Source organism: Idiomarina abyssalis, from assembly GCF_019797805.1.
Lineage (GTDB): Bacteria > Pseudomonadota > Gammaproteobacteria > Enterobacterales > Alteromonadaceae > Idiomarina > Idiomarina abyssalis.
In genome coordinates, this window is record NZ_CP081832.1 from 557,776 (window position 1) to 582,399 (window position 24,624).

Here is a 24,624-nt window from a genome sequence, read left to right on the forward strand (position 1 = left end):
AGTACCAGAACAACAATCCGCACTTATGCAGGAGAGAATAATGAAAAAGCTCGTTATTAGCTTAATGCTGGCCAGCAGCTTTGGTTTTAGCGCACAAGCGGCGGCGCAACAGTCGCCGGTAAAAGTCAGCAGTGATTTAGAAGCTCAGGTTATTGAGTGGCGCCGCCATATTCATGCTAACCCTGAACTGAGTAACCGTGAGTTCGAAACCGCAAAAATGGTGGCTGAGCATTTACGTTCTCTGGGCATGGAAGTGGAAACCGGTGTGGCGCATACCGGTGTTGTAGGCCTGCTTAAAGGTGGTAAACCCGGCCCTACCATTGCGCTGCGTGCCGATATGGATGCACTGCCGGTTACTGAACAAACCGACGTACCTTTTAAGTCGACGGTAAAGTCTGAGTATCGCGGTAACGAAGTGGGTGTTATGCACGCCTGCGGACACGATACCCACGTAGCTATGTTAATGGGCGCTGCCGAAAAGCTGACTGAAATGAAAGATGAGCTAGCTGGTAATGTGATGTTTATTTTTCAGCCGGCAGAAGAAGGTGCGCCTGAAGGTGAAGAGGGTGGTGCTGAACTGATGCTGGAAGAAGGCTTGTTTGCGGACAACAAGCCCGAGAAGGTTTTTGGCATTCATGTTTGGGCGGGTTTCCCGACAGGGCATGTGGGTTACCGCAAAGGCCCGTTGATGGCTTCTTCTGACCAGTTTGAAATTAAAGTCAAAGGTAAGCAGACACATGGTTCAACCCCCTGGGGCGGCGTGGATCCTATTGTGACTTCTGCGCAGATTATTAATAACGCACAAACCATTATTAGTCGTCAGACCAATATTACTAAGGCACCAGCGGTATTGTCCTTTGGCATTGTTGAAGGTGGTGTGCGTAACAACATCATTCCCGATGAAGTCACCTTAATTGGTACTATCCGCAACTTTGACATGGATATTCGTTCGGATATTCACGATAAACTGAAGCTGACTGCAGAAAAAACCGCAGAAGCTAATGGTGCTGAAGCCCATGTGCATGTTGACCTGGGTTACCCGGTAACCAGCAACGACGCAGGCTTAGTTGAGCAGATGCTGCCAGTGACTAAAGCGGTTGCCGGTGCCGATAAAGTGCAGGAAGTGCCGTTAGTAACCGGCGCGGAAGACTTCTCTTATTATGCACTGGAAGTACCGGGTATGTTTGTATTCTTAGGTGTTACGCCTCCGGAGCGTGATATGGCCAACGAGCCCAGTAACCATTCGCCGCACTTCTATGCCGACGAAGACGCACTGAAAACCGGTACTGAGCTTTATGTGAATTGGGCGCTGGAATCACTCTAATATGCCGAAGTCTGCAGTATCGCTGTTTGTTTTATTGCTGCTTGCCGTTAGCTTAATAACGGCCTGCAGTCCTCAAACCCGCCCCGATGCCATGACCGTTGTTAAAGAACGTCAGGTATTGCGGGTGGGAACCTTAATGAACCCCACCAGCTATTATTTTGACCATGACCGTGAGCAAGGTTTTGAATACGACTTAGCGAAACGCTTTGCTGATCGCTTAGGTGTTGAGCTAGAAATGGTGCCGCGGTTTGATGTGAATGATCTCTTCACTATGCTGCGCCGGGGTGAAATTGATATTGTCGCCGCCGGGATTGACCGCACCTCAACACGGGCGCGTCTGTTTCGTTTTGGCCCTCCGTACGATGTGATTAGCCAGAAAGTGGTGTTTAAGCAGGGCTCGCGGCAGCGTCCACGTGACTTGCAGCAAATTACCGATGGCGAAATTGTGGTGGTGGAAGGCAGCTCTCACCACGAGTTTCTGAAAAGTTTAGGCGATAGCATTCCTACCCTGAACTGGCGCGCAACTCGCGACCATGATGCGGTAGAGTTGCTGCAAATGGTGATTAATGAAGAGATTGACTACACCATAACCGACAGTACGGCGCTGGATATTCAGCGGCGTTTCCATCCGGATTTAAGCGTGGCCTTTACCGTAAAGCATGATCAGGATATTGCCTGGGCTCTGCCGCAGGGCGACGATGATTCGTTGTTTTCTGCCGTGGTGGAATATTTTGGTGAAATTCGTGCAAGCGGTCGGCTGGCGCACATTAAAGAGCAGCACTTTGGCCACGTAAAACAATTTAATTATGTGACCACCAGCTTATTTATTGAGGCGGTAGATAAAATATTACCGATTTACCAGGAAACCTTTAAAGAACATTCTGGTTCGCTTGACTGGCGCCTGCTGGCGGCAATTTCTTATCAGGAGTCATTGTGGAACCCGCGTGCCGTATCGCCCACTGGCGTTAGGGGCATGATGATGCTAACCCTGCCTACCGCCAAGGCTATGGGGGTTAAGAGCCGATTGAACGCAGAGCAGAGTATTCGCGGTGGTGCCCGTTATTTGGAACGCATGCTGAACCGGGTTCCGGCAAGAATTCCGCAACCGGACAGGACATGGTTCGCATTAGCTGCGTATAATATCGGATTCGGGCATTTAGAAGATGCGCGAATAATAACGGAGCGTCAGGGTGGCAACCCGGACCGTTGGGTTGATGTGAAGAAGCGTTTACCCCTGCTTCGGCAAAAACAATTTTACCGTCATACCCGCTATGGCTTTGCGCGCGGCGATGAGCCGGTAACTTATGTTGGAAACATTCGTCGTTTTTACGACACACTCAAATATCTTGATGAGCAAGGACGGCTTTAGCCTGATGCCCTGTGATGTAGCCTGACATTCATGTCAGGTGAGATCCTCACGTCAGGAAAGCAGTAAACGTATAGGAACGAAAATAGATGAACAAGAAGACAATAGCTGCGGCAGTAATGGCACTCACGCCGATGTTTGCCGCCGCTCAAAGTTTGGGTGACAGTATTGAACTGTCTGTAGAGAACCAGATTATAGAAGCGACGCTTGCCGAGCGTTTGTCGTCCGCTAACAGTTACCGGCTGACCTTTGAGAACGCATCGGGTGACACTCAGCATTTAGGCTTTTTACATCAACGTGGTGACAATCAGCTTATCTCAATTACCCATCCGCAACTCGGCTCTGTCAGTATTCGCCGAGTGGATGGTAAAACTGTTACAGAGAACACGAACCTGCCGCCGGCTGAGCCTAAGCGCCGGTTCACGGAGCCTCAGAAGGCATTAAGTCTTGATGCCAGAGCTTTACCTGTACCTTCAAAATCGAACTCTGTAGCGCTTTCACCTGAAAAGCCAGAAGAAGTACAAGAATTTGATGACTCACTCGACGTGTTGTTTGTGTATGACGACCGTTTAGTCAGTTATGCCGAAGAGAACGATTACGATTTGGAACTGGCTATTCAAGGTGCAGTAGACACCAGCAATAGTATATTTCAACGCTCTGGTGTCCCGGTAACCATGACCGTTGCCGGAATGGAGCCGTTTCGCCCCGAAAGCACTACCGACTTCCCTAATGAAAACCCGGATCCCTTATTGGATGAGCTTATCGACGACCAAAGAATGGTTCGTTTAATAGACCGGTATCAAGCCGATGTGGTGCATTTTATCGGGGCTGATAACCCGGACGTATGCGGAATTGCATTTAGAGCTTCTGACTTTAGTACCAGTAACAACCGGGTGAGCTTTGTCAGCGGTGGTGCCAATGCCGGTTATACGGCATTAAGTTGTATGGGAACAGGGACGGTTGCGCACGAAGTGGGTCATAACTTCGGCCTGCGTCACGATCGTTACACATTGGCTGATAACGCCAGCGGTGGCGAAGGTGACCAGGAAGACTTTCATATTCCTTATGGTTTTATCGACGGGCAGGGACGTTTTTATACGACCATGTCTTATGGTTCTGTGTGTCGTAGCGAATTCAGTGAAGGCGAGTGTGTCAGTGAAGCTGCCTACTCAAGCCCGGACTTAGTTGATGGAAACTATGGTGTGCCACTGGGTAAAGCGGCTTCTGAAATTGATGCAGCCGATGCCAGCCTGGCGGCTCAGCGCAGCAGTATTATTTGGGCAAATAACAGTTCACGCACCAATATTGACAGTATGCAGGTTGAGCGTATTGGGAATGATTCTCTGACGTTCAGTTGGCCGCGCGTTGAGAACTCTGATAAGTATGTTATTGGCGCCGGAGCTTGTGAAGGGTATACCGGTATATCACAACAAGCGTTGTTAGATGACGCAGGTGTTTCCGATAATACCGTTAGCTACGCGGCGAGCTCTCTTCCTGACAGCATTTGTGTTATTGCCGTTGAAGAAGTTAACGCTAATGCGGCACGTTGGCGCTTTGTGAGTAACGCGAGTTTTAGCGGGGACTATACGGACGCCTCGGCTGATTACTTATTAGTTGATGAAAATGTATTAAGCCTTGCAGAGGCAGGTGATGAAGCTGTTATAGCTGTTAATTTGTCCGATCCAGAAACCGCAAATGAATCAATTCAGCTGGCTCTGCCCGTGACAGCCAGCGGCACAGACGTTAGTCAACAAATTGGTATCGACAATGCGGCTGAGTGGTTCAGTTGGGAAGTGATTGGTGATAGTAGCGTCAGAATTATGACCATAACGTTAAAACAGTCTCTTGCAGATATTAGCGCAGGATTAGACAAAGACAATGTGCATAATCCGTATCATCTTCCTCTGAAAGTGGTGAATACCGATGCACCTGATTTCTCTGTTTCTACTGGGGTTTGGATAGATCCATCCAGCACGCTTGGCGGATCTGCACAGGTATTTGTTAGTCAGGGAGAAAGCATTGGCGAACTGTTAGCCGTGAATTCTGCGGTGAGTGTTTATAATGTCCCTAACGACGTTGTTATCAGCGTGGAAGAACCGGAAGGCTTCATTTCAAACTTTAGCGCTACGGAAGTTGACCCTGAAGTTGAAGGTGAGCGTCGAATTCAGCTGTCGGGCGATACACCGATGGTAGATGAAGCGTTATCTGTACCACTGCGTGTTGACTTTAGTGACGGCAGCGAAAGTGTAACGGTCTCACTAACTGTTGAGCCAAGAGCAATAGCTCCAGGTATTAGCGGTTTCCGTGCCAGCAATACTGTAGAGGGTCAGACAGTGACGTTAACCGCTACTGTAACTGACGAGGATGATAACCTGGACGCATCCAGCATTGAGATTGTCCGGGTAAATAGTGATGGCAGCGAAACCGAAGTTTCTAATGTCAGCCTGTCCGGCGATACGGTTACTGCGTCTGTTGGAAGCTTGTCTGCCGGTCAATATCAATATCGACTGAGTGCAAGCGACACCGAAGGTAACAGCGAGAGTGACAGCGTTAACTTCACGGTAAGTGCAGCACCGTCAGAAAGCAGTAGCGGCGGACACGCCGGCTGGTTGGTTTTATTGGGGCTTATTGCTCTGGGGCTACGCAAACGCGTAGCCTGATACTACTGGAATTGCAGCTCTTTGTAACTGAAGTTAGCTTTAACTTCTTTTTGCATCCATTCCAGCATAACAAAGCAGCGTGATTCACCATCCAGCTTGACAATTTTGGCAAGGAACCCACGGAAGGGACCTTGCTGAATTTCGACGGTGTCGCCCACTTGGGGGGCTTGCTCGTCGGTTAGTTGATCTACGCCCCGCATTTGGTCTATCCAGCTTTGAGGGACTTTTGGAATGTTATCGCCAAAACGTAATACTCCGGCGACACCATAGGTACTGCGAAGTTTGTAAAATTGCTCGATAATGTCATCGGGTTTCACAAAGACATAGCCCGGAAACATACGCTCAACCACCGATGTACGCACACCTCTGCGCACTTTTTTCACTGTTAACTCCGGCGCAAACACCTCAAACCCCTGGTTTTCTAAGTTTAAAATGGCGCGCTCTTCCTGCTTTGGCTTGGTTCTCACTATGTACCAAACGTCGGATTGGAGTTCATTCATAACAGGTCCTTTTGCTGATAGGCGGATGATCTTTCCACATTCAGTTGAGTTACGCAAATTAAGCCGATAAGCCAATTGACAGAGCCAGCCTTATCAGGCACTTTAACGTAAAAATAACAATATGGAGAAACAAATGGAATTTCGTCACGGTGGTTTTTGGTTACGTTTTGTTGCCGCAATTATAGATGCGATTATTACCCAGGTTGGGTTGATGCTTATTGGTGCCATTGTTGGCATTTTTATTGGTATTTTTATGGGCGCGGCTGGCTCCTCAATGCAGAGTATTGAAATGGCGGCCGGCGGTGTTGGTTATGCGATTGGCCTTATCGGGCAGTGGTTGTACTTTACCATTTTTGAAATTTCAGGCTGGCAGGCAACGCCGGGTAAGAAAGTGCTGGGTCTGAAAGTAACGAATATGGAAGGTCAGCAAATTGGTTTTGCTCAGGCAAACATTCGTTACTGGTCTAAGATTATTTCTGCGCTGATTCTGTTAATTGGTTTTATCATGATTGCCTTTACCGAGAAGAAACAGGGCTTACACGATATTTTTGCTAAAACCTTAGTGATTAAAGATAAGCCTGCATAAAATCATTGCATAAAACTGAGGCGGCAAGGTAAGCTGAACAGGTCTTTCAACGCAATAAAGGCCAAAGTCTATGCGAGCCAACCGCCTCAGACGTGAAAATAATTCCCGCCGCCGCGCTGTTATCCGTAAGCGCAGACAACGTATCATCGATAGACGCGAAAAGTGGTTTCGCATAGTGAATCGCGAAGGTACAGCCAAAGTCGAGTAGCCCGGCGTTTACGTCAGGTTCGATATTCCACCTGACATAAATGTCAGGCTACTGTATAATCTGCCAGCAAAAATCGCCCAGCTTTGGAGACCTTGCTTGTGGAAATCTACCGCGGTGCACCTGCCTTATCAGCCTTCAAAACAACGAAGCAACTTGAACAACTGAAACAGGCAGGAATTCCTGTCAAAGAGCTTTATGCCGAGTATCAGCACTTTGTTGATTTGCACCATGAACTGAGCGACGAACACCGTTCCGTATTGGTTCAGTTACTGAAGTACGGCCCTGAAATGCTGGCACACGAGCCTCAAGGTGCTCTGGTATTGGTTACTCCCCGCATTGGTACTATTTCTCCCTGGGCTTCAAAGGCCACTGACATTGCCCACAACTGCGGCTTGAAAAGTATTCATCGTGTTGAGCGTGGTGTGGCTTTCTATCTACAGGGTGACTTGTCGGCTGAAGAGCTGAAGCAAGCGGCGTTACTGTTGCATGATCGTATGACCGAAAGTGTTTTGTACGACATGAATGACGCGCAGCAGCTATTCCGCTCGCAGGAACCGCAGCCATTGTCTTCGGTGGATATTCTGGCAGGCGGCCGTGAAGCTCTGGCACAGGCAAATATCAGCTTAGGTCTGGCACTGGCCGATGACGAAATTGATTATCTGGTAGAAAATTTCCGCAAACTGGATCGCAACCCGAACGACATTGAGCTTTATATGTTTGCCCAGGCAAACTCTGAGCACTGTCGCCACAAGATTTTTAACGCCGACTGGACCATAGACGGCGCAGAACAGCCTAAGTCGCTGTTCAAAATGATTAAAAACACCTTTGAAACCACACCGGACTACGTGTTGTCGGCCTACAAAGACAACGCTGCTGTTATGGAAGGCCATGAAGCCGGACGCTTTTATCCGCAGCCGGACAGCATGAGTTATGGTTACAGCCACGAGCCGGTGCATATCCTGATGAAGGTGGAAACGCATAACCACCCAACGGCTATTTCTCCTTACCCGGGTGCGGCAACTGGCTCTGGCGGCGAAATTCGCGATGAAGGCGCTACCGGTGTTGGTTCTAAACCTAAAGCTGGTTTGGTGGGTTTCAGCGTTTCTAACCTGAACATTCCAGGTTTTAAACAGCCGTGGGAAGAGAACTACGGCAAACCAGCGCGTATTGTTTCGGCGCTGGATATTATGCTGGAAGGTCCATTAGGCGGAGCAGCCTTTAATAATGAATTTGGTCGCCCGGCTCTGACCGGTTATTTCCGTACCTACGAGCAAACGGTCGACAGCCACAATGGGCGCGAAACCCGCGGTTACCATAAGCCAATTATGATTGCCGGTGGTTTAGGCAATATTCGTGAAGCCCATGTGCAAAAAGGTGATATTCCGGTTGGTGCTAAGCTCGTCGTTTTAGGCGGTCCGGCAATGAACATTGGCTTAGGTGGCGGCGCGGCATCTTCTATGGCGTCGGGTGAGTCGACAGAAGATTTAGATTTTGCCTCAGTTCAGCGTGAAAACCCGGAAATGGAACGCCGCTGTCAGGAAGTCATTGACCGTTGCTGGCAGTTAGGGGCCGATAACCCCATTGCCTTTATTCACGACGTGGGCGCTGGTGGTTTGTCGAATGCCATGCCGGAGCTAGTTAGTGATGGTGGTCGTGGTGGTCGCTTTGAACTGCGCGAAATACCAAACGATGAACCGGGCATGACACCGCTGGAAATTTGGTGCAATGAGTCGCAGGAACGTTACGTTATTGCTATTGCACCGGAGAACATGGCGCGTTTTGAAGCTTTGTGTGAGCGCGAGCGTGCAGAGTACGCGGTTATTGGTGAAGCGACTGAAGAGCTGACTATTTTACTGAACGATGCCAAGTTCTCGAATCAGCCCATTGATTTGTCGCTGGACGTATTGCTAGGCAAGCCGCCTAAGATGCACCGCGACGTGGCTCGCTTGCAGGCCGAAGGTACGCCATTGCATCTGGAAGCGGCTGACTTGAATGACGCCGCTGATCGCTTATTGCGCTTACCGGCTATTGCTGAGAAAACCTTCTTAATTACCATTGGTGACCGCAGTGTTACCGGTTTGGTTGCCCGTGACCAGATGGTTGGCCCGTGGCAGATACCGGTAGCCGATGTTGCGGTAACTGCAGCCAGCTATGACAGCTACCATGGTGAAGCTATGGCCATGGGCGAGCGTACGCCGCTGGCATTACTAAACTTTGGTGCTTCCGCCCGTATGGCGGTAGCTGAATCTCTGACCAACATTGCCGCTGCGGACATTGGTGATTTAAAACGCATTAAATTATCCGCTAACTGGATGTGCGCGGCTGGTCACCCGGGCGAAGACGCCGGCTTGTACGAGGCTGTTAAAGCAGTAGGCGAAGAGTTGTGTCCGGAACTGGGTATTACCATTCCGGTGGGCAAAGATTCCATGTCGATGAAAACTCAGTGGCAGGAAGACGGCGAAGACAAAGCCGTGACTGCGCCAATGAGTCTGGTGATTACCGCGTTTGGTCGGGTGAATGACATTCGTGCGACCTTAACGCCGCAATTGCGCACCGACAAAGGCCAGTCGCATCTGGTATTAATTGATTTAGGTAAAGGTCAGAACCGCTTAGGCGGTTCAGCGCTGGCGCAGGTATACCAGCAGTTGGGGCAACACACGCCTGACCTGGACGACACTGAAGCCTTTAAAGCCTTCTTTAACACCACACAGCAGTTGGTTACCGAAGGGCGTTTACTGGCCTACCATGACCGTTCTGACGGCGGACTGTTCACCACCGTAGCGGAAATGGCCTTTGCCGGAAACTGCGGTGCGAAAGTGGCACTGGACGAGTTAGGCGAAGACAATTTAGCGGCTCTGTTTAATGAGGAGCTGGGCGCTGTTATTCAGGTCAGCGACGAGCAGTATGAGCAAGTGATGGATGCGTACAGCGAGGCTGGCTTAGGCGACTGTGTTACACGCATTGGTGAGCCAACACATGAAGACGCCATTGTCTTTACCCGTAATGGGAATGATGTTCTGGCGCAGAGCCGCACGCATTGGCGTACGGTGTGGGCCGAAACCACGCATCATATGCAGCGTTTACGCGACAACCCGGTGTGTGCTGATGAAGAGTTTCGCCTGAAACAGCGTGCCGACAACCCGGGTTTACAGGCCGATTTAACCTTTGACCCGTCTGAAGACATTGCGGCACCTTATATTGCCAAAGGTGTGGCGCCTAAAGTAGCAATTCTGCGTGAGCAGGGTGTGAACTCGCATTACGAAATGGCCGCAGCCTTTGATCGTGCTGGTTTTGAAGCGGTTGATGTTCACATGAGCGACATTTTAGCGGGTCGTGTGTCGTTAGAAGAAATGCAGGCACTGGCTGCTTGCGGCGGCTTCTCATACGGCGACGTTTTAGGCGCCGGTGAGGGCTGGGCTAAGTCTATTTTATTTAACGACCGTGCTCGTGAGCAGTTTGAAGCTTTCTTTAAGCGTAACGATACGTTGGCACTGGGTGTGTGTAACGGCTGTCAGATGCTATCCACGCTGAAGCAGCTCATTCCGGGAACTGAGCACTGGCCGCGTTTTGTGACGAACCGCAGCGAGCGTTTTGAAGCGCGCTTTAGCCTGGTGGAAGTGCAGGAATCTCAGTCGGTTTTCTTAGGTGACATGGCGGGATCGCGTATGCCAATTGCAGTTTCTCATGGTGAAGGCCGCGCTGAATTTGCTAACCCTCAGCAACAGTCGCAGTTAGAACAAAGTGGCCAGGTTGCGTTGCGTTACATTGATAACTGGGGTGAAGTGGCTAAGCAGTATCCGGCTAACCCGAATGGTTCACCGAAAGGTATTACTGCGGTAACCAGTGACGATGGTCGTGTGACCGCAATGATGCCGCACCCTGAACGGGTGTTCCGTACCGTAGCCAACAGTTGGCACCCGGATGAATGGGGCGAAGACAGCCCGTGGATGCGCATGTTCCGCAACGCCCGTAAGCACCTCGGGTAGCTGGGCGGCGCGAACTGCAATTCGGCTACCCCGTGGGCTTTCTGTTTACGGAGACGCTGCAAGTTCATCCCTGAACGCTTGACGAAGGCCATCCATGGCCTTCGACACTCCTGCAGCAGAAAGCCCACGGGTTTGATGCCTCTTGCAGCTCGCGCTGCACACCTCCTCAATAGTCCCTGCAACCGTTGGGCGCTCGCTATGCTGCTATCCATGGTATCTCACCTGACATGCATGTCAGGTTACAACACCACCGTATTTTTATGCGGTGGGTTGGCTTGTAAGGTTTTGCGCAGGGCAATTTCGTAGCTGGGTTTCAGGTGGGTAACCCAAAGCTCAACGGGTTGTTGCTCTAAGCTTTTCAGGGCGCTTTCAAGTAAGCCAGGGGTCATGTGTTTGGTTTTCTCTGCAACATGCAGTAACTCGTCGGGAAAAGCGCATTCCAGCATTAGGGTGTCGATATGGCCTAAGCGGTTAAGCTGTTCGGTCAGTTGCTTGCCGGCAATGGTATCGGCAGGGAAGACAAAGTGTTTGCCGTGGCTTTTTACGCTGTAACCGACTGTTGGCACGCTGTGCTCGACGGCAAAAGCTTTAATTTCCATACCTTCAAGCTCTATGTATTCACCCGGGTGAATTTCTTTAAAGGTTAGTATCGGCTCCGGTCCTTCCGTCATGCTGCTGAGTTCAGGCCAGATATCGCCGTTAAAAATGTTATTCTTCAGCTTCTCCAGGGTATGAGCCTGTGCGTATACGGTGACGGGTAAGTGCTCACTTCCGTACTGGTTACTTAAAAAGGTAGGGAGCGCCGCTATGTGGTCCATGTGTGAATGGGTTAAAAACACATGCCGAACTTGGTGCATTTGTGCCAGGCTGAGTTGATTCAGGCCGGTGCCTGCGTCAATCACAATGTTATGATTGAGCTGAATACAGGTTGAACCGCCTTTGTTGTCGCCGCTGAGTCCGCCGCTGCAGCCAAGCACTTGAATATTCACAATCTGTTCCCATCTTGGTTTACACTGTAGTGAAAGATTATCACATTAATACAGCCGAGGAGGCTACATGCAAAACGCACCGACGAAAAGCTCTCCAGTGATGCCGCAACTCATTATTCTGACCTTGTTTTGGGTTGGGCTGCAGTTGGTGGCAACCTGGGTAAAAGACGACTTTTCACATGTCAGCCAGTACATCAGTGAAATTAATGCCACCGGCAGTACTGCGGCGGGCGCTTTTGGCTGGGTGGGTTTTATTCCTCTGGCGATGATTTCCTTCGGCGTTTTGTTAACAGCCCGGCCGCATTTGCGGGTGCAAGGAATTAGTCATTTAGGCTGGGCGTTACTGTTTTTCTATCCGGTTGCTTATCTCGGTGCGGCTATAGCGCCCTGCGACCTGGGCTGTCCGACGGACGGCTCCAGCTCTCAGGCGTTACATAATATTATCAGCATAGTCAGTTACTTTGGCTTCGCGCTGGGCACCTTGCTGCTGACCTTTACACCAAGAACTACCTGGCCGGTGCGTTGCGCGTTTGTCCTGCTGTCAGTGATTATTGCTTTAGGCTTTGTATTGATGATTAATCCAGAGCTGGCAGAGGTGCGCGGTGCCATGCAACGTTATGTTGAGCTGGCGCAGTTGGTCGTGTTTTGGCTGTTGCTGTGGCTGAAGCCTGCAGAAGCCGACGGAGGTAGCGATGAGTAATTCCGTTCGTTTAAGTATTGAAGGTATGAGTTGTGCGTCCTGCGTTGGGCGTGTCGATAAGGCGCTTAATGGTCTGGATGGTGTTGAAGATGCCTCGGTTAATCTGGCGTCGGACAGTGCCGAAGTAACATACTCTGACAAGGTTTCTGTCAATGATCTGATTAAGGCGGTGAAAGGTGCGGGCTATGATGCCCACAAGGTGCTTGATCGCGATAAGCAAATGCGCGAGCAACGTGAGCAACAGGCAAAGGAGATGCGAACGTTAAAAGGCCAGTTATGGCTTTCAGCGTTGTTGACGCTGCCGGTGTTTATCCTTGCTATGGGCAACCATATGGTGCCGGTATTTTCCGAGTGGGTGCATAACTCACTAGGGTTACAGAACAGCTGGTGGGTACAGTTAGTGCTTACTACTGTGGTGCTTGCGGTTCCCGGTGCGCGTTTTTATAAATTGGGTATTCCTGCGCTATTCCGCGGTGCGCCGGACATGAACTCCTTGGTGGCTCTGGGCGCTACCGCAGCCTGGGGTTACTCGGTAGTGGCAACAATTGTTCCTTCGTGGCTGCCGAGCGAGTCAGTGAACGTTTACTTTGAAGCTTCGGCGGTGATTGTCACGCTGATTCTGGCCGGGCGGTTTATGGAAGCGCGTGCTAAAAGCCATACCTCGGACGCGATTCAGCGACTGATGAGTCTGCAAAGCAAAACCGCACGTGTGGTGCGGGACGGTGAGGTGACCGAAGTCGATATTGCTGAACTGGGTAAAGGTGATGAAATTGAAGTGCGTCCGGGCGAGCGTATTGCACTGGATGGCGAAGTGTCTTCCGGTGACAGTTATGTGAACGAAGCCATGATAACCGGTGAACCTGAGCCAGTGCATAAAGAGAAAGGCGACAAAGTGGTCGGCGGTACCCTGAACGAAAAAGGGACGCTGCGCTTTAAAGTGACGGCGACCGGCGAAGGCACAGTGCTGGCGCAGATCATTCGTATGGTTGAGCAGGCTCAGGGCAGTAAATTGCCGATTCAGGATACTGTGAACCGCATTACATTATGGTTTGTACCGGCGGTCATGCTGGTGGCGCTGCTGACCTTTGTGGTGTGGTATTTTGCGGCGAGTGAGTCAGCACTCACATTCGCTTTGGTAAACGCGGTGGCCGTGTTAATAATTGCCTGCCCCTGCGCAATGGGGCTGGCAACGCCTACGTCTATTATGGTGGGGACCGGTCGAGGTGCTGAAATGGGCGTGCTATTCCGTCAGGGCAGTGCGTTGCAGGCGTTGCAGCAGTCGAAAGGCGTTATTTTTGATAAAACCGGTACACTGACAGAAGGCAAACCAACCATTACCGACTGGCTTACCCTGAGTGACTTTGAGGAAAAAGAGGTGCTGACATTAGCCGCCTCGGTTGAAGCTAAGTCAGAACACCCCACTGCAGAAGCTCTGGTCAACTATGCCAAAGAACAGGACATTAAAGTGAGCGAGCCTGACAGTTTTGAAGCCATTTCAGGTTTGGGTGCTACGGGTAAAGTCGATGGTAAAACGCTTTACATTGGTACCAGCGAGTTAATGCAGGACAACGGTATTGCGCTTGATAACGAACCTGATGACGCGAAAAACTGGTCTGAAAGTGGCCGCACACCCATTTACGTGGCTGTGGATGGCAAGCTTGCTGCGGTATTTACTCAGGATGATCCGATTAAATCCAGCGCCAAAGAGCTGATTAAGCGCTTGCATGATGACGGCCTGAAAACGGCAATGGTCACAGGAGATGCCGAGTCCACTGCAAAACGCATTGCCAAAGAACTGGGCATTGACGAAGTGGTAGCTAACGTTAAACCCGATGGCAAAGTGGATGCCGTAAAGCGCCTTAAGAAGGAGTGGGGTCAAGTCATATTTGTAGGGGACGGTATTAATGATGCGCCGGCATTGGCCTCTGCTGATGTGGGTTTTGCTATCGGAACCGGTACCGACGTGGCGATTGAATCCGCCGATGTGGTACTGATGTCAGATAACCTGACCGTGGTGCAGCAGTCCTTCGCCTTGTCGGAAGCAACCATGCGTAATATTCATCAGAATTTATTCTGGGCGTTTGCCTATAATACCGCACTGATTCCTGTCGCAGCCGGCGTGCTGTATCCGTTTTTTGGTATTTTGCTGTCGCCTATGCTGGCGGCAGGTGCTATGGCGCTGTCCAGTGTCTTTGTCATAACCAACGCGCTGCGTCTTAAAACAGTAAGCCTGGAGAAATAGTAAGCATGAAAGTTGGAGTTTTTGATAGCGGTGTGGGTGGTTTAACAGTAGCGCGGTCACTGCAGCAAAGCGCTTGTTTCAGCGAGTTGCTGTATTACGGAGACACCGCCCGGGTGCCTTACGGTAGCAAGGACAGCAATACGGTCACGCGCTACGCGCTGGAAGCTGTGGAGTTTTTTAACGGCGCCGATGTAGACTGCCTGGTGGTAGCCTGTAATACCGTGAGTGTGACTGCTTTAGAGCAAATGCAGAAATTCTCTAATAAGCCGGTTTACGGAGTGCTGGAGCCAGGTGTTATGGCATTGCAGCAACTGCAGGGTATTGATACCAGCGCCCGGGTACTGGTTATTGCTACGCGCTCGACCATAAATTCCGATGCCTATCAGCAGCAGATACAAGCGTTGGGCTATAGCCAGGTAGACGCCATGCCTACGCCGCTGTTTGTGCCTATTGTCGAAGAAGAGCTTTACGACGGACCGATACTGCAGGAAACTTTTAAGCATTATTTCAGCAAACTTGAAAAGCCGGACGTGGTGCTGCTGGGCTGTACGCACTTTCCGCTGATAGCCGAGAGCATTTCCAACTACTTCAACGGCGCCAAAACCATCCATTCCGGCGAGGCCATGCTGTCCTGGTTAAAGCAACACCTGGACTTAAGCGCCCAGTTTGAAAGCACACCACTGCACATCATAGCCACCGAAAACGTCGACGCCGTCAAACGCACAGCCACCCGCTGGGGCCTGAAGCTGTAGCTGAATGAGTGCTGAAGTTACAAAGGCTCTTGCGGAGGACGCCCGCGAGTACGTCCCTGTAGGGCTTGAGCAGCGCCATCCATGGCGCTGCACACCTCCTCAAGAGCCTTTGCAACTGCCGGGCGCACTCATCCAGCTAATTCCTATACGGCCATGGCTGTCGACACTCCTCAAGCCACGAATTCTTTCCTTTATCGCCTTTTGCCGCCAAAGCCTGCCCCTGGGATTAACTTCCTATCTAAGATATTTGTGCCAGATGAAAATGCGAGATAGCGAGTGCGCAAAAGGATTAGCAGTGGGACTTTGGAGGTGTGCAGCGCCATGGATGGCGCTGCCCAAGCCCTACAGGGATGTATTCACGGGCGTCCTCCAAAGTCCCACTGATAACCTCAGCACTCGCGTTTTCCTCGGTATTCCAATCCAGCGAAACATGTGAATCGCAGCCGCGTTTTGCTATGATATTCGTATTACTTTGGCTTTCAGGAGTTTGTACTTATGCCGCAGACGCAGCGTCCGCTTTATATTCCCTATTCTGGCCCTAATTTGTTGGAAACCCCGCTACTGAATAAGGGCAGTGCGTTCAGTAAGGAAGAGCGTGCCGCGTTTAACCTGACCGGTTTGTTGCCGCCTCGCTATGAGAGCATTGAAGAGCAGGCTGAGCGTGCTTATATGCAGTACCGGAGCTTTGAAACGCCCATTAACAAGCATATTTACCTGCGTGCTATTCAGGACAACAATGAAACCCTGTTTTATCGCTTATTAACGGATCATCTGGAAGAGATGATGCCAATCATCTACACCCCGACCGTGGGTGATGCCTGTGAGAAGTTCTCGGATATTTACCGCAGCTCACGCGGCTTGTTCATTTCGTATTCGGAGCGTGATCAGCTGGACGATATTCTGCGCAATGCTACTAAGCAAAAAGTGAAAGTCATTGTTGTGACCGACGGCGAGCGCATTCTGGGCTTAGGTGACCAGGGCATTGGAGGCATGGGTATTCCGATTGGTAAGCTGTCGCTGTATACCGCCTGCGGCGGCATTAGCCCGGCGTATACGCTGCCGGTTATGCTGGATGTCGGCACCAATAATGAAAAGCTTCTGGAAGACCCAATGTACATGGGGGCGCGGCATAAGCGCATTGGTCAGGAAGAGTACGACGAGTTTCTCGATAAATTCATCAAAGCGGTTACCAAACGCTGGCCTGGTGTGATGCTGCAGTTTGAGGACTTTGCTCAGCCTAATGCTATGCCGTTGCTGCGACGCTACCGCGATGAAGTCTGCTGTTTTAATGATGACATTCAGGGCACGGCGTCTGTGACTGTGGGCACCTTATTGGCGGCGTGTCGCCAAAAAGGCAAAAAGCTCAGCGAGCAGAAAGTGGTATTCGTTGGGGCCGGTTCAGCTGGTTGTGGTATCGCCGAGCAAGTCATGATTCAAATGACGGCTGAGGGCTTAACCAAGGAGCAGGCGAAGAAACAGATATTTATGGTCGATCGCTTCGGTCTGGTGATGGACACTATGGACGGGCTGCGCGACTTCCAGCAGGCATTAGCGCAAAAAACCGCCGACCTGAATGACTGGGAATACAGTGGTGATTATCCGTCGTTGCTGGACGTGATGCATTGTGCCGAACCGGATATTTTAATTGGTGTTTCCGGTAAGGCTGGCTTGTTTACCGAGCAAGTTATATCGACTATGGCAAAAAATGTTGAACGGCCCATTATTTTCCCTCTGAGTAACCCGTCAAAACATGTAGAAGCGCACCCTGCGGATGTACTGAAATGGAGTGAAGGTAAAGCCATTGTTGCTACCGGTAGTCCTTTTGGTGAAGTTGAGTATAACGGGCGTTTGTATCCGGTAGCTCAGTGTAACAACAGTTATATTTTCCCGGGTATTGGTCTTGGTGTGTTGTCGGTTAAGTCGCAACGGGTCAGTGATGAAATGCTGCGCGTGGCAAGTAAGACGTTAGCAGCAGCTTCGCCCAGTGCCAATGGTAAAGGCGAGGAATTACTGCCGGCTTTTAAAGACTTGACGCAGTTGAGTAAAGACATTGCTTTTGCGGTGGGTAAAGTGGCTCAGCAGGAAGGTCTGGCACTGGAAATTGATGACGATACGCTGCGTGAGCGCATCGACAACAATTTCTGGAAGCCGGAATACCGCTTCTATAAGCGCGTCAGCATTTAAGCGTGCGCGCTGTCGATGGCCTGCTGTAAGTCTGCCAGCAGGTCATCGGCGTTTTCAATTCCTACCGACAAACGCAATAGGTCTAAGGGTACCGGGGTATCCGGGCCTTCAATGCTGGCGCGGTGTTCAATCAGGCTCTCTACACCACCTAATGACGTAGCGCGATGCCACAGCTGAGTTTTTGCGGCAACGGCAATAGCGGCTTTCTCACCACCCGCCAGACGGATAGACAACATACCGCCAAAACCGCCCTGCATTTGCTTAACCGCAATATCATGGCCAGCAAAGCTTTTTAAGCCCGGGTACAGCACTTCAGTGACTTTTGGGTGTTGTTCTAACTGCTCAGCAATGTACAACGCATTTTGACAGCTTTCGCGTACTCGTAAAAACAACGTTCGCATGCCGCGTAGTAGCTGAGCTGCATCTTGTGGCCCCGGAACTGCACCGTATTGCGCGCGAATGGCAACCAGGCGTTTCCAGAAGTCGTTATCTTCGCGGGCAGCGAGAGCGCCAGAGATAACGTCGGAGTGACCGTTAAGATATTTTGTGGCGGAATGCATGACAACATCGGCACCGAGATCCAGCGGTTTAGTCAGCAAAGGTGTGGCTACTGTAGAGTCTACCGCCAACAAAGCGCCGCAGTTGCGGGCCATATCAGCCACTGCGGCAATGTCGGTTACTGTCCACAAAGGGTTGCCTGGAGTTTCCAGCCAAATGAGCGTGGGAGCCTTTTCTGAAATGGCATGGCGCAACTCGTCCAGGTTCGACGTATCGACAAAACGAACGTCCAGTCCGCTATCGACCCCGAAGGTCTGCAGCCATTTGCGCAAAGCCCAGTACATAACTTTAGGGGCGATGACTGAGTCTCCCGGCTTTAACGCTTGAAAAACCGTGGTTGCAGCAGCCATGCCGGAGGCAAATAGACGCGCGTCGGCCGCATTCTCCAGTTCTGCTAATAGTTTTTCTGCGGGACGGTAAGTGGGGTTATCAGCTCGCGAGTACACACGACCAGTACGATATTGATTATCCTCATCGCGCAGGTAAGTCGTTGATGTGTATACTGGAGGGATAATTACGCCATTCTCGTTGTCAGAGTGGGTACCTCCCTGAGCAAGGAGCGATTGTGGCGAAAATGGATGTTTCGTCATATAAATTCTCGTTAAAGTAATCTCAATGCGAGATTTTACGTATAAGGAAGGAATCATTTCATACTAACCGAAGAGGTATTGCAATGCGTTACATAATTTCCGCACTACTGGGTTCGATGTTGTTTGTCGCAAACGCCGCACAAGCTAACGAATGTGAACTCACTATAGATAGCAATGACAACATGAGGTTTGATACAAAAGAGATGTCCGTGCCAGCGAGCTGTGACGAAGTGACAGTCACTTTGACTCACTCAGGTAAGCTGGATAAGAAGGTCATGGGTCATAACTGGGTTCTGAGTGAAGCTGGCGATATGCAATCAGTTGTTCAGCAAGGCATGTCAGCTGGTATGGAAAGCCAGTATGTACCGGACTCAGATGCCGTTATTGCGGCAACCGATGTGATTGGCGGTGGTGAAGAAACCTCAGTGACTTTCTCTACTGAAGGTATGAGTGCAGACACTGATTATAAATTCTACTGCACCTTCCCTGGCCATTCAGCCATTATGCAAGGCAGCTTTGCGATTAAAGAATAGTTGTAGCAAACCTGTGTTATTGCTTATTGATTAATACAGACTGCAGCCCTTGTGGCTGCAGTTTTTTTGGAGCACTAATTGACCGTTATGAAGTCTTTACTCATTGCTTTATTGTTCGTTCTGTCACTGCCAGGTGGATACAGTCAGGCTCAGCAATTTGGACCTCGCGAAGCTTTGGTCATTGTCCAGCCTGTATCTTTTGAGCGTGAACGTAATCGGGTTGAAGCCGTTGGCACGGCCGAGGCGGTTCGCTCTATTACCATTTATCCGGCGGTCGGTGACCGAGTGGTTGCGGTGAATTTCAAGCCGGGCGATAAAGTTGAGAAAGACCAGTTGCTGGTTGAACTCGATGCCCGCCGACAGCAAGTTGCGGTGGAGCAGGCACAGATTAATTTACGCGACGCAGAGCGCACGGTAGAGCGTTTACGAGCCAGCCGTGAACAAGGCGCTGTGCCGCAGTCAGAGCTTGATAACGCGATATTATTAAGAGATTTAGCCCGCGTTGAATTAGATAACGCCAAAATTGAATTAGAAGACCGTTTTATTCGTGCACCCTTTGAGGGAATTATCGGTATTACCGATGTTGAAGTGGGCGACCGCATTGACCAACAAACCGCTATTGCTACTTTAGATGATCGTTCGACCTTATTAATTGATTTTCGTATTCCTGAAGCGGCGGTTTCGTTACTGCAGGACGGTGCTGAATTACAGGTTCAGCCATGGCGATACTCAGGCACTCCCGTTACAGCTGAAATTATCGAGCTGGACTCACGCATTAACGCAACGACCCGTATGTACCGGGCACGCGCAAAAATCAGTAACGATAATGACGACTTTTTACCCGGCACCAGTTTCAGAACCGCAATAGAGTTGGCTGGCGAAGAGTTTGCTTCGGTTCCTGAAGCGGCTTTGTCCTGGGGCGTGAATAACCCTTTTGTCTGGGTTGTGGAGGACGGTAAAGCTGCGCGTATTGAGGTACAGATTGAACAACGCCTGGCCGGGCGAGTACTGGTATCAGGTAATATTCAACGTGATGACTTGCTCATCGTTGAAGGCGTACAAAGCCTTCGTGAAGGGCAGCCTGTTGTGTTTGATCGGGCCACCCTCGATACGCAAGAGGTTACCGAATAATGTCAGACCAACAGATAAATAACCAACAGGACGCGAACGACTTACCATCGGTGTCGATCCGTCGCCCGGTACTGATTGTTGTTCTTAACGTGCTTATCGCCATAGCGGGTATTGCGGCCTTAATGGGCGTTGAAGTGCGTGAGCTGCCTGACGTTGACCGACCGGTTGTCGGGGTGAGCGCAACCTTGCCCGGCGGAGCGCCAGAAACCGTTGATGCTGAAGTGACCAGTATATTAGAAGGTGCTGCTGCGCGAGTTTCCGGCGTGGAGTCCATTCGTTCGTCGAGTGAAGAGAACAGTGCCCGTATTTCTATTGAATTCCGACCCGGTGTGGATTTAGACGTTGTAGCCGCGGAAGTACGCGAAGCAGTTAACCAGATACGTCGTGAACTGCCGGATGATGTCGAACAAATAAACGTTCGTAAAGCTGACAACGATGCGCGCTCGGTACTGGATATAGCCGTTAGCAGCGACTCCTTAACACTGGAAGAGCTGACCCGCCGGTTGGAAACCGATTTATCGCCTGAATTTCTGGCCATTAATGGCGTAGCCGATGTCCGTTTAAATGGTGACCGCGAGCGAGTATTGCGCGTTGACCTTGATCCCCTGAAGCTGGTGAGCTTTGGTTTGTCGGTCACGGATGTCGCCGATGCCTTGCGTCAGGCACCTTTTGATGTGCCAGCCGGTAGCCTGCGCTCAACTGATCAGCGCTTGATTATTCGAGCCGATGCAACGGCCATTACTGAAGAGCAAGTTGAAAACATTATTGTCCGCGATGACACTCGTGTGGGTGATGTCGCCCAGGCTTATTTCGCACCCGCCGATGCCAACAGCTTTGTCCGCTTAGATGGTAAGCCAGTGGTTGGGTTAGGGGTTATACGTCAGGCGGGCTCCAACACTATAGAGATTTCTGATAAAGCCCTGGCGGTACTGGAAAGGTTACGCGAGCGCTTCCCTGATATGGAAATGAGCATCACTAACGACGATGCGCAGTTTATTCGTAAGTCCGTTGCTGAAGTTGTCACGACCCTGGCAATTACTATTGCTTTGGTTGTCGCCACTTTATGGGTGTTTATTGGTTCATTCCGGGCAACAATTATTCCTGCCTTTTCAATTCCTGTTGCGCTATTTGGTGCCGTAGCCGCTATATGGTTGATGGGCTTTTCCATTAATATTCTGACGCTGTTGGCTCTGGTTCTGGCTACCGGGCTCATTGTCGATGATGCCATTGTTGTTACCGAGAATATTCAGCGACGCCGCAGTATGGGGCTTGGAAGTCGTGCGGCTGCGGTATTGGGAACACGTGAGGTTTTCTTCGCGGTGGTTGCGACTACGGCGGTATTGGTGGCGGTGTTTGTGCCCATAGCCTTTTTACCGTCAACGGCGGGTCGACTGTTCCGTGAGTTCGGTGGTGTGCTGGCGGCGGCTGTGGTTATTTCTTCTTTTGTTGCCTTGTCTTTGGTACCCGCATTTACTGCGCGTTTGCCAAAGTCTGCCGGGCAGAGTAACCGTTTTGCCAAAATTGGTAATGTGTTTAAACGCTTCTATAAGCGAACGCTGCACAAAGCGCTCGATTTTAGCTGGGTAATCGTGATTTTATCACTGCTGTCTGCTGGCGGTGGCGCTTTGTTGTACAACCAGATTAACAGTGAACTGATGCCCAACGAAGACCGTGGTTCGGTCAGAGTATTCTCTCGTGGACCCGATGGTGTTGGCCTTAAATTCATGGACAGGCAGGCACGTAAGTTAGAAGAGATTTTGCTTGAATACAAAGAAAGCGGCGATATCGAATCAATTTATACCGTGGTGGGTCAGTGGGACCCCAACCTGGTGTTTATTACTGCTAACCTGAAACCCTGGGAAGAAAGGGATATTAGTCAGCAGGAGATCATTAATAACATCCGGGAGCCGCTGAGCCAGGTACCGGGCGCGCCGGGGCGTGCTTTTGGCGATAACAGTCTGAATTTACGAGGTCAGGGCGGCGGCCTTGAAATGGCGATTACCGGCGAGAACTACGATGAGATATTCAAAGCCGCCCGTGAATTTACTGCGGTTATAAAAGAGCGTATGCCGGAGCTTGGTGAGCCTAATGTCTCTTATCAGCCGACACAGCCTCAGTTGCGGGTGAAAATTGACAGGCGCCGGGCTGCTGAGCTGGGCGTTTCATTAAGCGATATATCTTCAACGTTACGCGCGGCGATTAACGGTGATGATGTTGCTGATTTGAATGTGGGTGACCAACAAATTCCGGTAATGCTGCGTACACGGAACAACCTGATACAGTCACCTCAGGATATGCAAAATCTGTATGTCTCCTCCAGTAGCGGCGAGCTAGTGCCAATATCCAGCATTTCCGAAATAGTCGAGGAAGGCGTGTCTGCAGAGTTAGAGCGACAGGCTCAGCGGCGCGCGATAGAAGTCGATGCGGATTTACCGGAAGATCTGCCTATGTCGGAGGCTGTAGAGCAACTTCGCGCTATTGCTGACGAGGTGCTGCCCGATAGCATGGGGCTGGTATTCCTGGGTGAAGCTGCAACCTTTGAGGATACCTCGCAAGAAATTGCCATGACCTATATTCTGGCATTTTTGATTGTGCTGTTGGTTCTGGCTGCGCAGTTTGAGTCATTAAACAGTGCGGTAGTGGTTATGCTGACGGTTCCGTTTGGTATTGCTGCAGCTATTTACGCCTTGTTCCTGACCGGCACATCAATGAACATCTATTCGCAGATTGGTCTGGTCATGCTAATAGGCTTGCTAGCGAAGAACTCGGTGTTGTTGGTTGAGTTCGCCGATCAACTGCGGGACAGGGGACTGGAAGTGCGCGAAGCAATAGAAGAAGCTGCATTGATTCGTCTGCGCCCCATTATGATGACTCTGATTTCGACCATACTTGGCGGACTGCCGTTAATTCTTTCTTCTGGTGCCGGCGCAGAGGCACGTAACTCTATTGGTTGGGTGGTCTTTGGCGGCTTAGGTTTGGCGACATTGTTTACGCTGTACCTGACTCCGGTGCTTTACCTCTGGTTAGCACGCTTTACCAAGCCGCGTGCCGATGAGTCTGCTCGTTTGGAAAATGAAATGCAGCAGGCCAGAGAAAGCGGGCATTAATTTGGAGTGTAAGAAGTAACCCAGTGCTGGATATTCCAGCGCTGGCGAATACTGTCGAGTTCTCCGCTGTCTTCAAGGTGTTGTAAAGCTCGGTTTATATGGCCTAAAAGCTCAGTATTGTTGGTCTTTACAGCAAAACTGACGGGAACTCTGATTTGAGGCTGCCATAAAATACGCACGTTAACGCCTATTTCATCAGCAAGGTACAAGCCGACTTTTTCGGGCATAATAACGGCCTCAACTTCACCAATAGCAAGCTGAGTCATGGCTTCTTTTTTGGAGTCGGCCTGCTGAATTCTAATGGCATTATGCAACCCGAGCTCTGTCAAATACTGCTCCAGTACCGAGTGACGATCGCCACTAATACGCTTGCTCACTAGCTTTCGAACGGACTCCGGACTGCTTTCCTGATCAAGTACAAATAAAGTCGCCAGTCGATGGTAATAAGGTTGGCTAAAGTCAAAGTAAGCTTGTCGAGCTTCGGTAGACTCCATACCAATAGCCAAGTCCAGCTCGCCGTAGCGAAGCAGGCTGACCACATTGTCCCAGTCGTACTGATGAAGGTTTAAATCTTTTCCCAGATAGTTGAAAACGGCACGAACAACGTCAACATCGAAGCCCGCAGGCTCTCCGTCCTGGCTAAACTGAAAAGGCGGGTAGCCGGTTGCCATGCCCGCTTCTTCAGCCAGGCTGTCAGCCACAAGGGTGAAACTTAATGACGCGGCAGCAAAGAAGGTGGGTAGCAGCCGCATTTAAGAGTCGATAACCCTAAGTTTGCTGCGAATGTAGTCAGCGTGACTGATATAAAGTAAGTCAGCAAGTTTGCGCAACATGCTTTCCTCATGTGGATCGAGTGTATTATCAGCGTAGGCAACGGCCCACAAATTTTCCAGTAATTCAACGCGTTGTTCGTAGCTAATGGCTTTTAACTGTGCTGTGAAGTCGTGCAGCGATGAGGCTTCCTGTACTGCCTGCACGGCTTCTTTAATTGCGTTGTCAGCCTGGTCACCGGTAATACCGTATTCGCGCTCTAGCTCATCCAATAAGTGCTCACGCTCTTCATCGGATAGCTCGCCATCGGCCAGACTAATTTCTGTCATCAAAACCAGAGACAGAAAGGCGTCATTTGATAGACCTTCTACCTGGTGCATGTTGGCCTGTTCAGCCGGTGTTGTTTGTTGGAAAAAGTTTTGCAGAGCTTTGAGCAT

The 24,624-nt window shown here is 50.5% G+C and carries 17 protein-coding genes; 12 read left to right on the forward strand and 5 right to left on the reverse strand.

Annotated elements, in window-relative coordinates; genetic code table 11:
• The first annotated feature begins 40 nt into the window (after nucleotides 1-40).
• The 3 genes from K5X84_RS02690 (at nucleotide 41) to K5X84_RS02700 (ending at nucleotide 5,350) form a co-directional block, all read left to right on the forward strand.
• Complete coding sequence (locus K5X84_RS02690; protein WP_222236578.1) at nucleotides 41-1,324, forward strand: amidohydrolase; 1,284 nt, start codon at nucleotides 41-43, stop codon at nucleotides 1,322-1,324.
• A gap of 1 nt (nucleotide 1,325) precedes the next feature.
• Complete coding sequence (gene mltF / locus K5X84_RS02695) at nucleotides 1,326-2,693, forward strand: membrane-bound lytic murein transglycosylase MltF (RefSeq protein WP_222236579.1); 1,368 nt, start codon at nucleotides 1,326-1,328, stop codon at nucleotides 2,691-2,693.
• A gap of 86 nt (nucleotides 2,694-2,779) precedes the next feature.
• Nucleotides 2,780-5,350 (forward strand): zinc-dependent metalloprotease family protein, encoded by a 2,571-nt coding sequence (locus tag K5X84_RS02700; RefSeq protein ID WP_222236580.1) that lies wholly within the window; start codon nucleotides 2,780-2,782, stop codon nucleotides 5,348-5,350.
• A 2-nt stretch (nucleotides 5,351-5,352) separates the two neighbouring features.
• Here K5X84_RS02700 and rfaH read toward each other — a convergent pair whose 3' ends face one another.
• Entirely contained in the window at nucleotides 5,353-5,850 is a 498-nt protein-coding gene (rfaH, locus tag K5X84_RS02705; protein ID WP_054491340.1) for a transcription/translation regulatory transformer protein RfaH, read from the reverse strand.
• Nucleotides 5,851-5,983: 133 nt separating this feature from the next.
• Here rfaH and K5X84_RS02710 point away from each other — a divergent pair, with 133 nt between their 5' ends.
• Together K5X84_RS02710 and purL are read left to right on the forward strand one after the other, a co-directional pair.
• Nucleotides 5,984-6,436, forward strand: a complete 453-nt coding sequence (locus tag K5X84_RS02710; RefSeq protein ID WP_199494089.1) for an RDD family protein — start codon at nucleotides 5,984-5,986, stop codon at nucleotides 6,434-6,436.
• A 306-nt stretch (nucleotides 6,437-6,742) separates the two neighbouring features.
• On the forward strand, nucleotides 6,743-10,630 hold the full coding sequence (purL, locus tag K5X84_RS02715; RefSeq protein WP_222236582.1) for a phosphoribosylformylglycinamidine synthase: 3,888 nt from the start codon (nucleotides 6,743-6,745) through the stop codon (nucleotides 10,628-10,630).
• A 239-nt stretch (nucleotides 10,631-10,869) separates the two neighbouring features.
• Here the strand turns inward: purL and K5X84_RS02720 are convergent, their stop codons facing one another.
• Nucleotides 10,870-11,619: a 3',5'-cyclic-nucleotide phosphodiesterase gene (locus tag K5X84_RS02720; RefSeq protein ID WP_222236584.1), complete on the reverse strand. Its 750-nt coding sequence runs from the start codon at nucleotides 11,617-11,619 to the stop codon at nucleotides 10,870-10,872.
• Between the two features lie 67 nt (nucleotides 11,620-11,686).
• On the opposite strand from K5X84_RS02720, the gene K5X84_RS02725 reads away from it, so the two are divergent.
• The 4 genes from K5X84_RS02725 (at nucleotide 11,687) to K5X84_RS02740 (ending at nucleotide 17,497) form a co-directional block, all read left to right on the forward strand.
• A complete protein-coding gene (locus tag K5X84_RS02725) occupies nucleotides 11,687-12,319 on the forward strand; it encodes a DUF998 domain-containing protein (protein ID WP_199494092.1) in 633 nt (210 codons plus the stop codon).
• Nucleotides 12,312-14,561, forward strand: a complete 2,250-nt coding sequence (locus K5X84_RS02730) for a heavy metal translocating P-type ATPase (RefSeq protein ID WP_222236585.1) — start codon at nucleotides 12,312-12,314, stop codon at nucleotides 14,559-14,561. Before K5X84_RS02725 ends, K5X84_RS02730 begins: the two co-directional genes overlap by 8 nt.
• Before the next feature lie 5 nt (nucleotides 14,562-14,566).
• The gene (gene murI / locus K5X84_RS02735; RefSeq protein WP_222236587.1) at nucleotides 14,567-15,313 is read left to right on the forward strand and encodes a glutamate racemase; all 747 of its coding nucleotides are present in this window, start codon (nucleotides 14,567-14,569) and stop codon (nucleotides 15,311-15,313) included.
• 495 nt (nucleotides 15,314-15,808) lie between these two features.
• The gene (locus tag K5X84_RS02740; protein WP_222236596.1) at nucleotides 15,809-17,497 is read left to right on the forward strand and encodes an NAD-dependent malic enzyme; all 1,689 of its coding nucleotides are present in this window, start codon (nucleotides 15,809-15,811) and stop codon (nucleotides 17,495-17,497) included.
• On the opposite strand, the gene K5X84_RS02745 is transcribed toward K5X84_RS02740, so the two are convergent.
• Nucleotides 17,494-18,645 (reverse strand): trans-sulfuration enzyme family protein, encoded by a 1,152-nt coding sequence (locus K5X84_RS02745; protein WP_222236598.1) that lies wholly within the window; start codon nucleotides 18,643-18,645, stop codon nucleotides 17,494-17,496. The two genes, K5X84_RS02740 and K5X84_RS02745, sit on opposite strands and share 4 nt — an antisense overlap.
• An 83-nt stretch (nucleotides 18,646-18,728) precedes the next feature.
• Here K5X84_RS02745 and azu point away from each other — a divergent pair, with 83 nt between their 5' ends.
• The 3 genes from azu to K5X84_RS02760 all read left to right on the forward strand — a co-directional run bounded on the left by azu (nucleotide 18,729) and on the right by K5X84_RS02760 (nucleotide 23,416).
• A complete protein-coding gene (gene azu, locus K5X84_RS02750; RefSeq protein ID WP_054490527.1) occupies nucleotides 18,729-19,178 on the forward strand; it encodes an azurin in 450 nt (149 codons plus the stop codon).
• An 87-nt stretch (nucleotides 19,179-19,265) separates the two neighbouring features.
• Entirely contained in the window at nucleotides 19,266-20,309 is a 1,044-nt protein-coding gene (locus K5X84_RS02755) for an efflux RND transporter periplasmic adaptor subunit (RefSeq protein WP_054490684.1), read from the forward strand.
• Nucleotides 20,309-23,416: an efflux RND transporter permease subunit gene (locus K5X84_RS02760; protein WP_222236599.1), complete on the forward strand. Its 3,108-nt coding sequence runs from the start codon at nucleotides 20,309-20,311 to the stop codon at nucleotides 23,414-23,416. Before K5X84_RS02755 ends, K5X84_RS02760 begins: the two co-directional genes overlap by 1 nt.
• On the opposite strand, the gene K5X84_RS02765 is transcribed toward K5X84_RS02760, so the two are convergent.
• Nucleotides 23,413-24,168 carry a transporter substrate-binding domain-containing protein gene (locus K5X84_RS02765; RefSeq protein WP_222236600.1) on the reverse strand — a complete coding sequence of 252 codons (756 nt, stop codon included), beginning with the start codon at nucleotides 24,166-24,168 and terminating at the stop codon, nucleotides 23,413-23,415. The genes K5X84_RS02760 and K5X84_RS02765 overlap by 4 nt on opposite strands.
• Nucleotides 24,169-24,624, reverse strand: a complete 456-nt coding sequence (locus K5X84_RS02770) for a tellurite resistance TerB family protein (protein ID WP_222236601.1) — start codon at nucleotides 24,622-24,624, stop codon at nucleotides 24,169-24,171.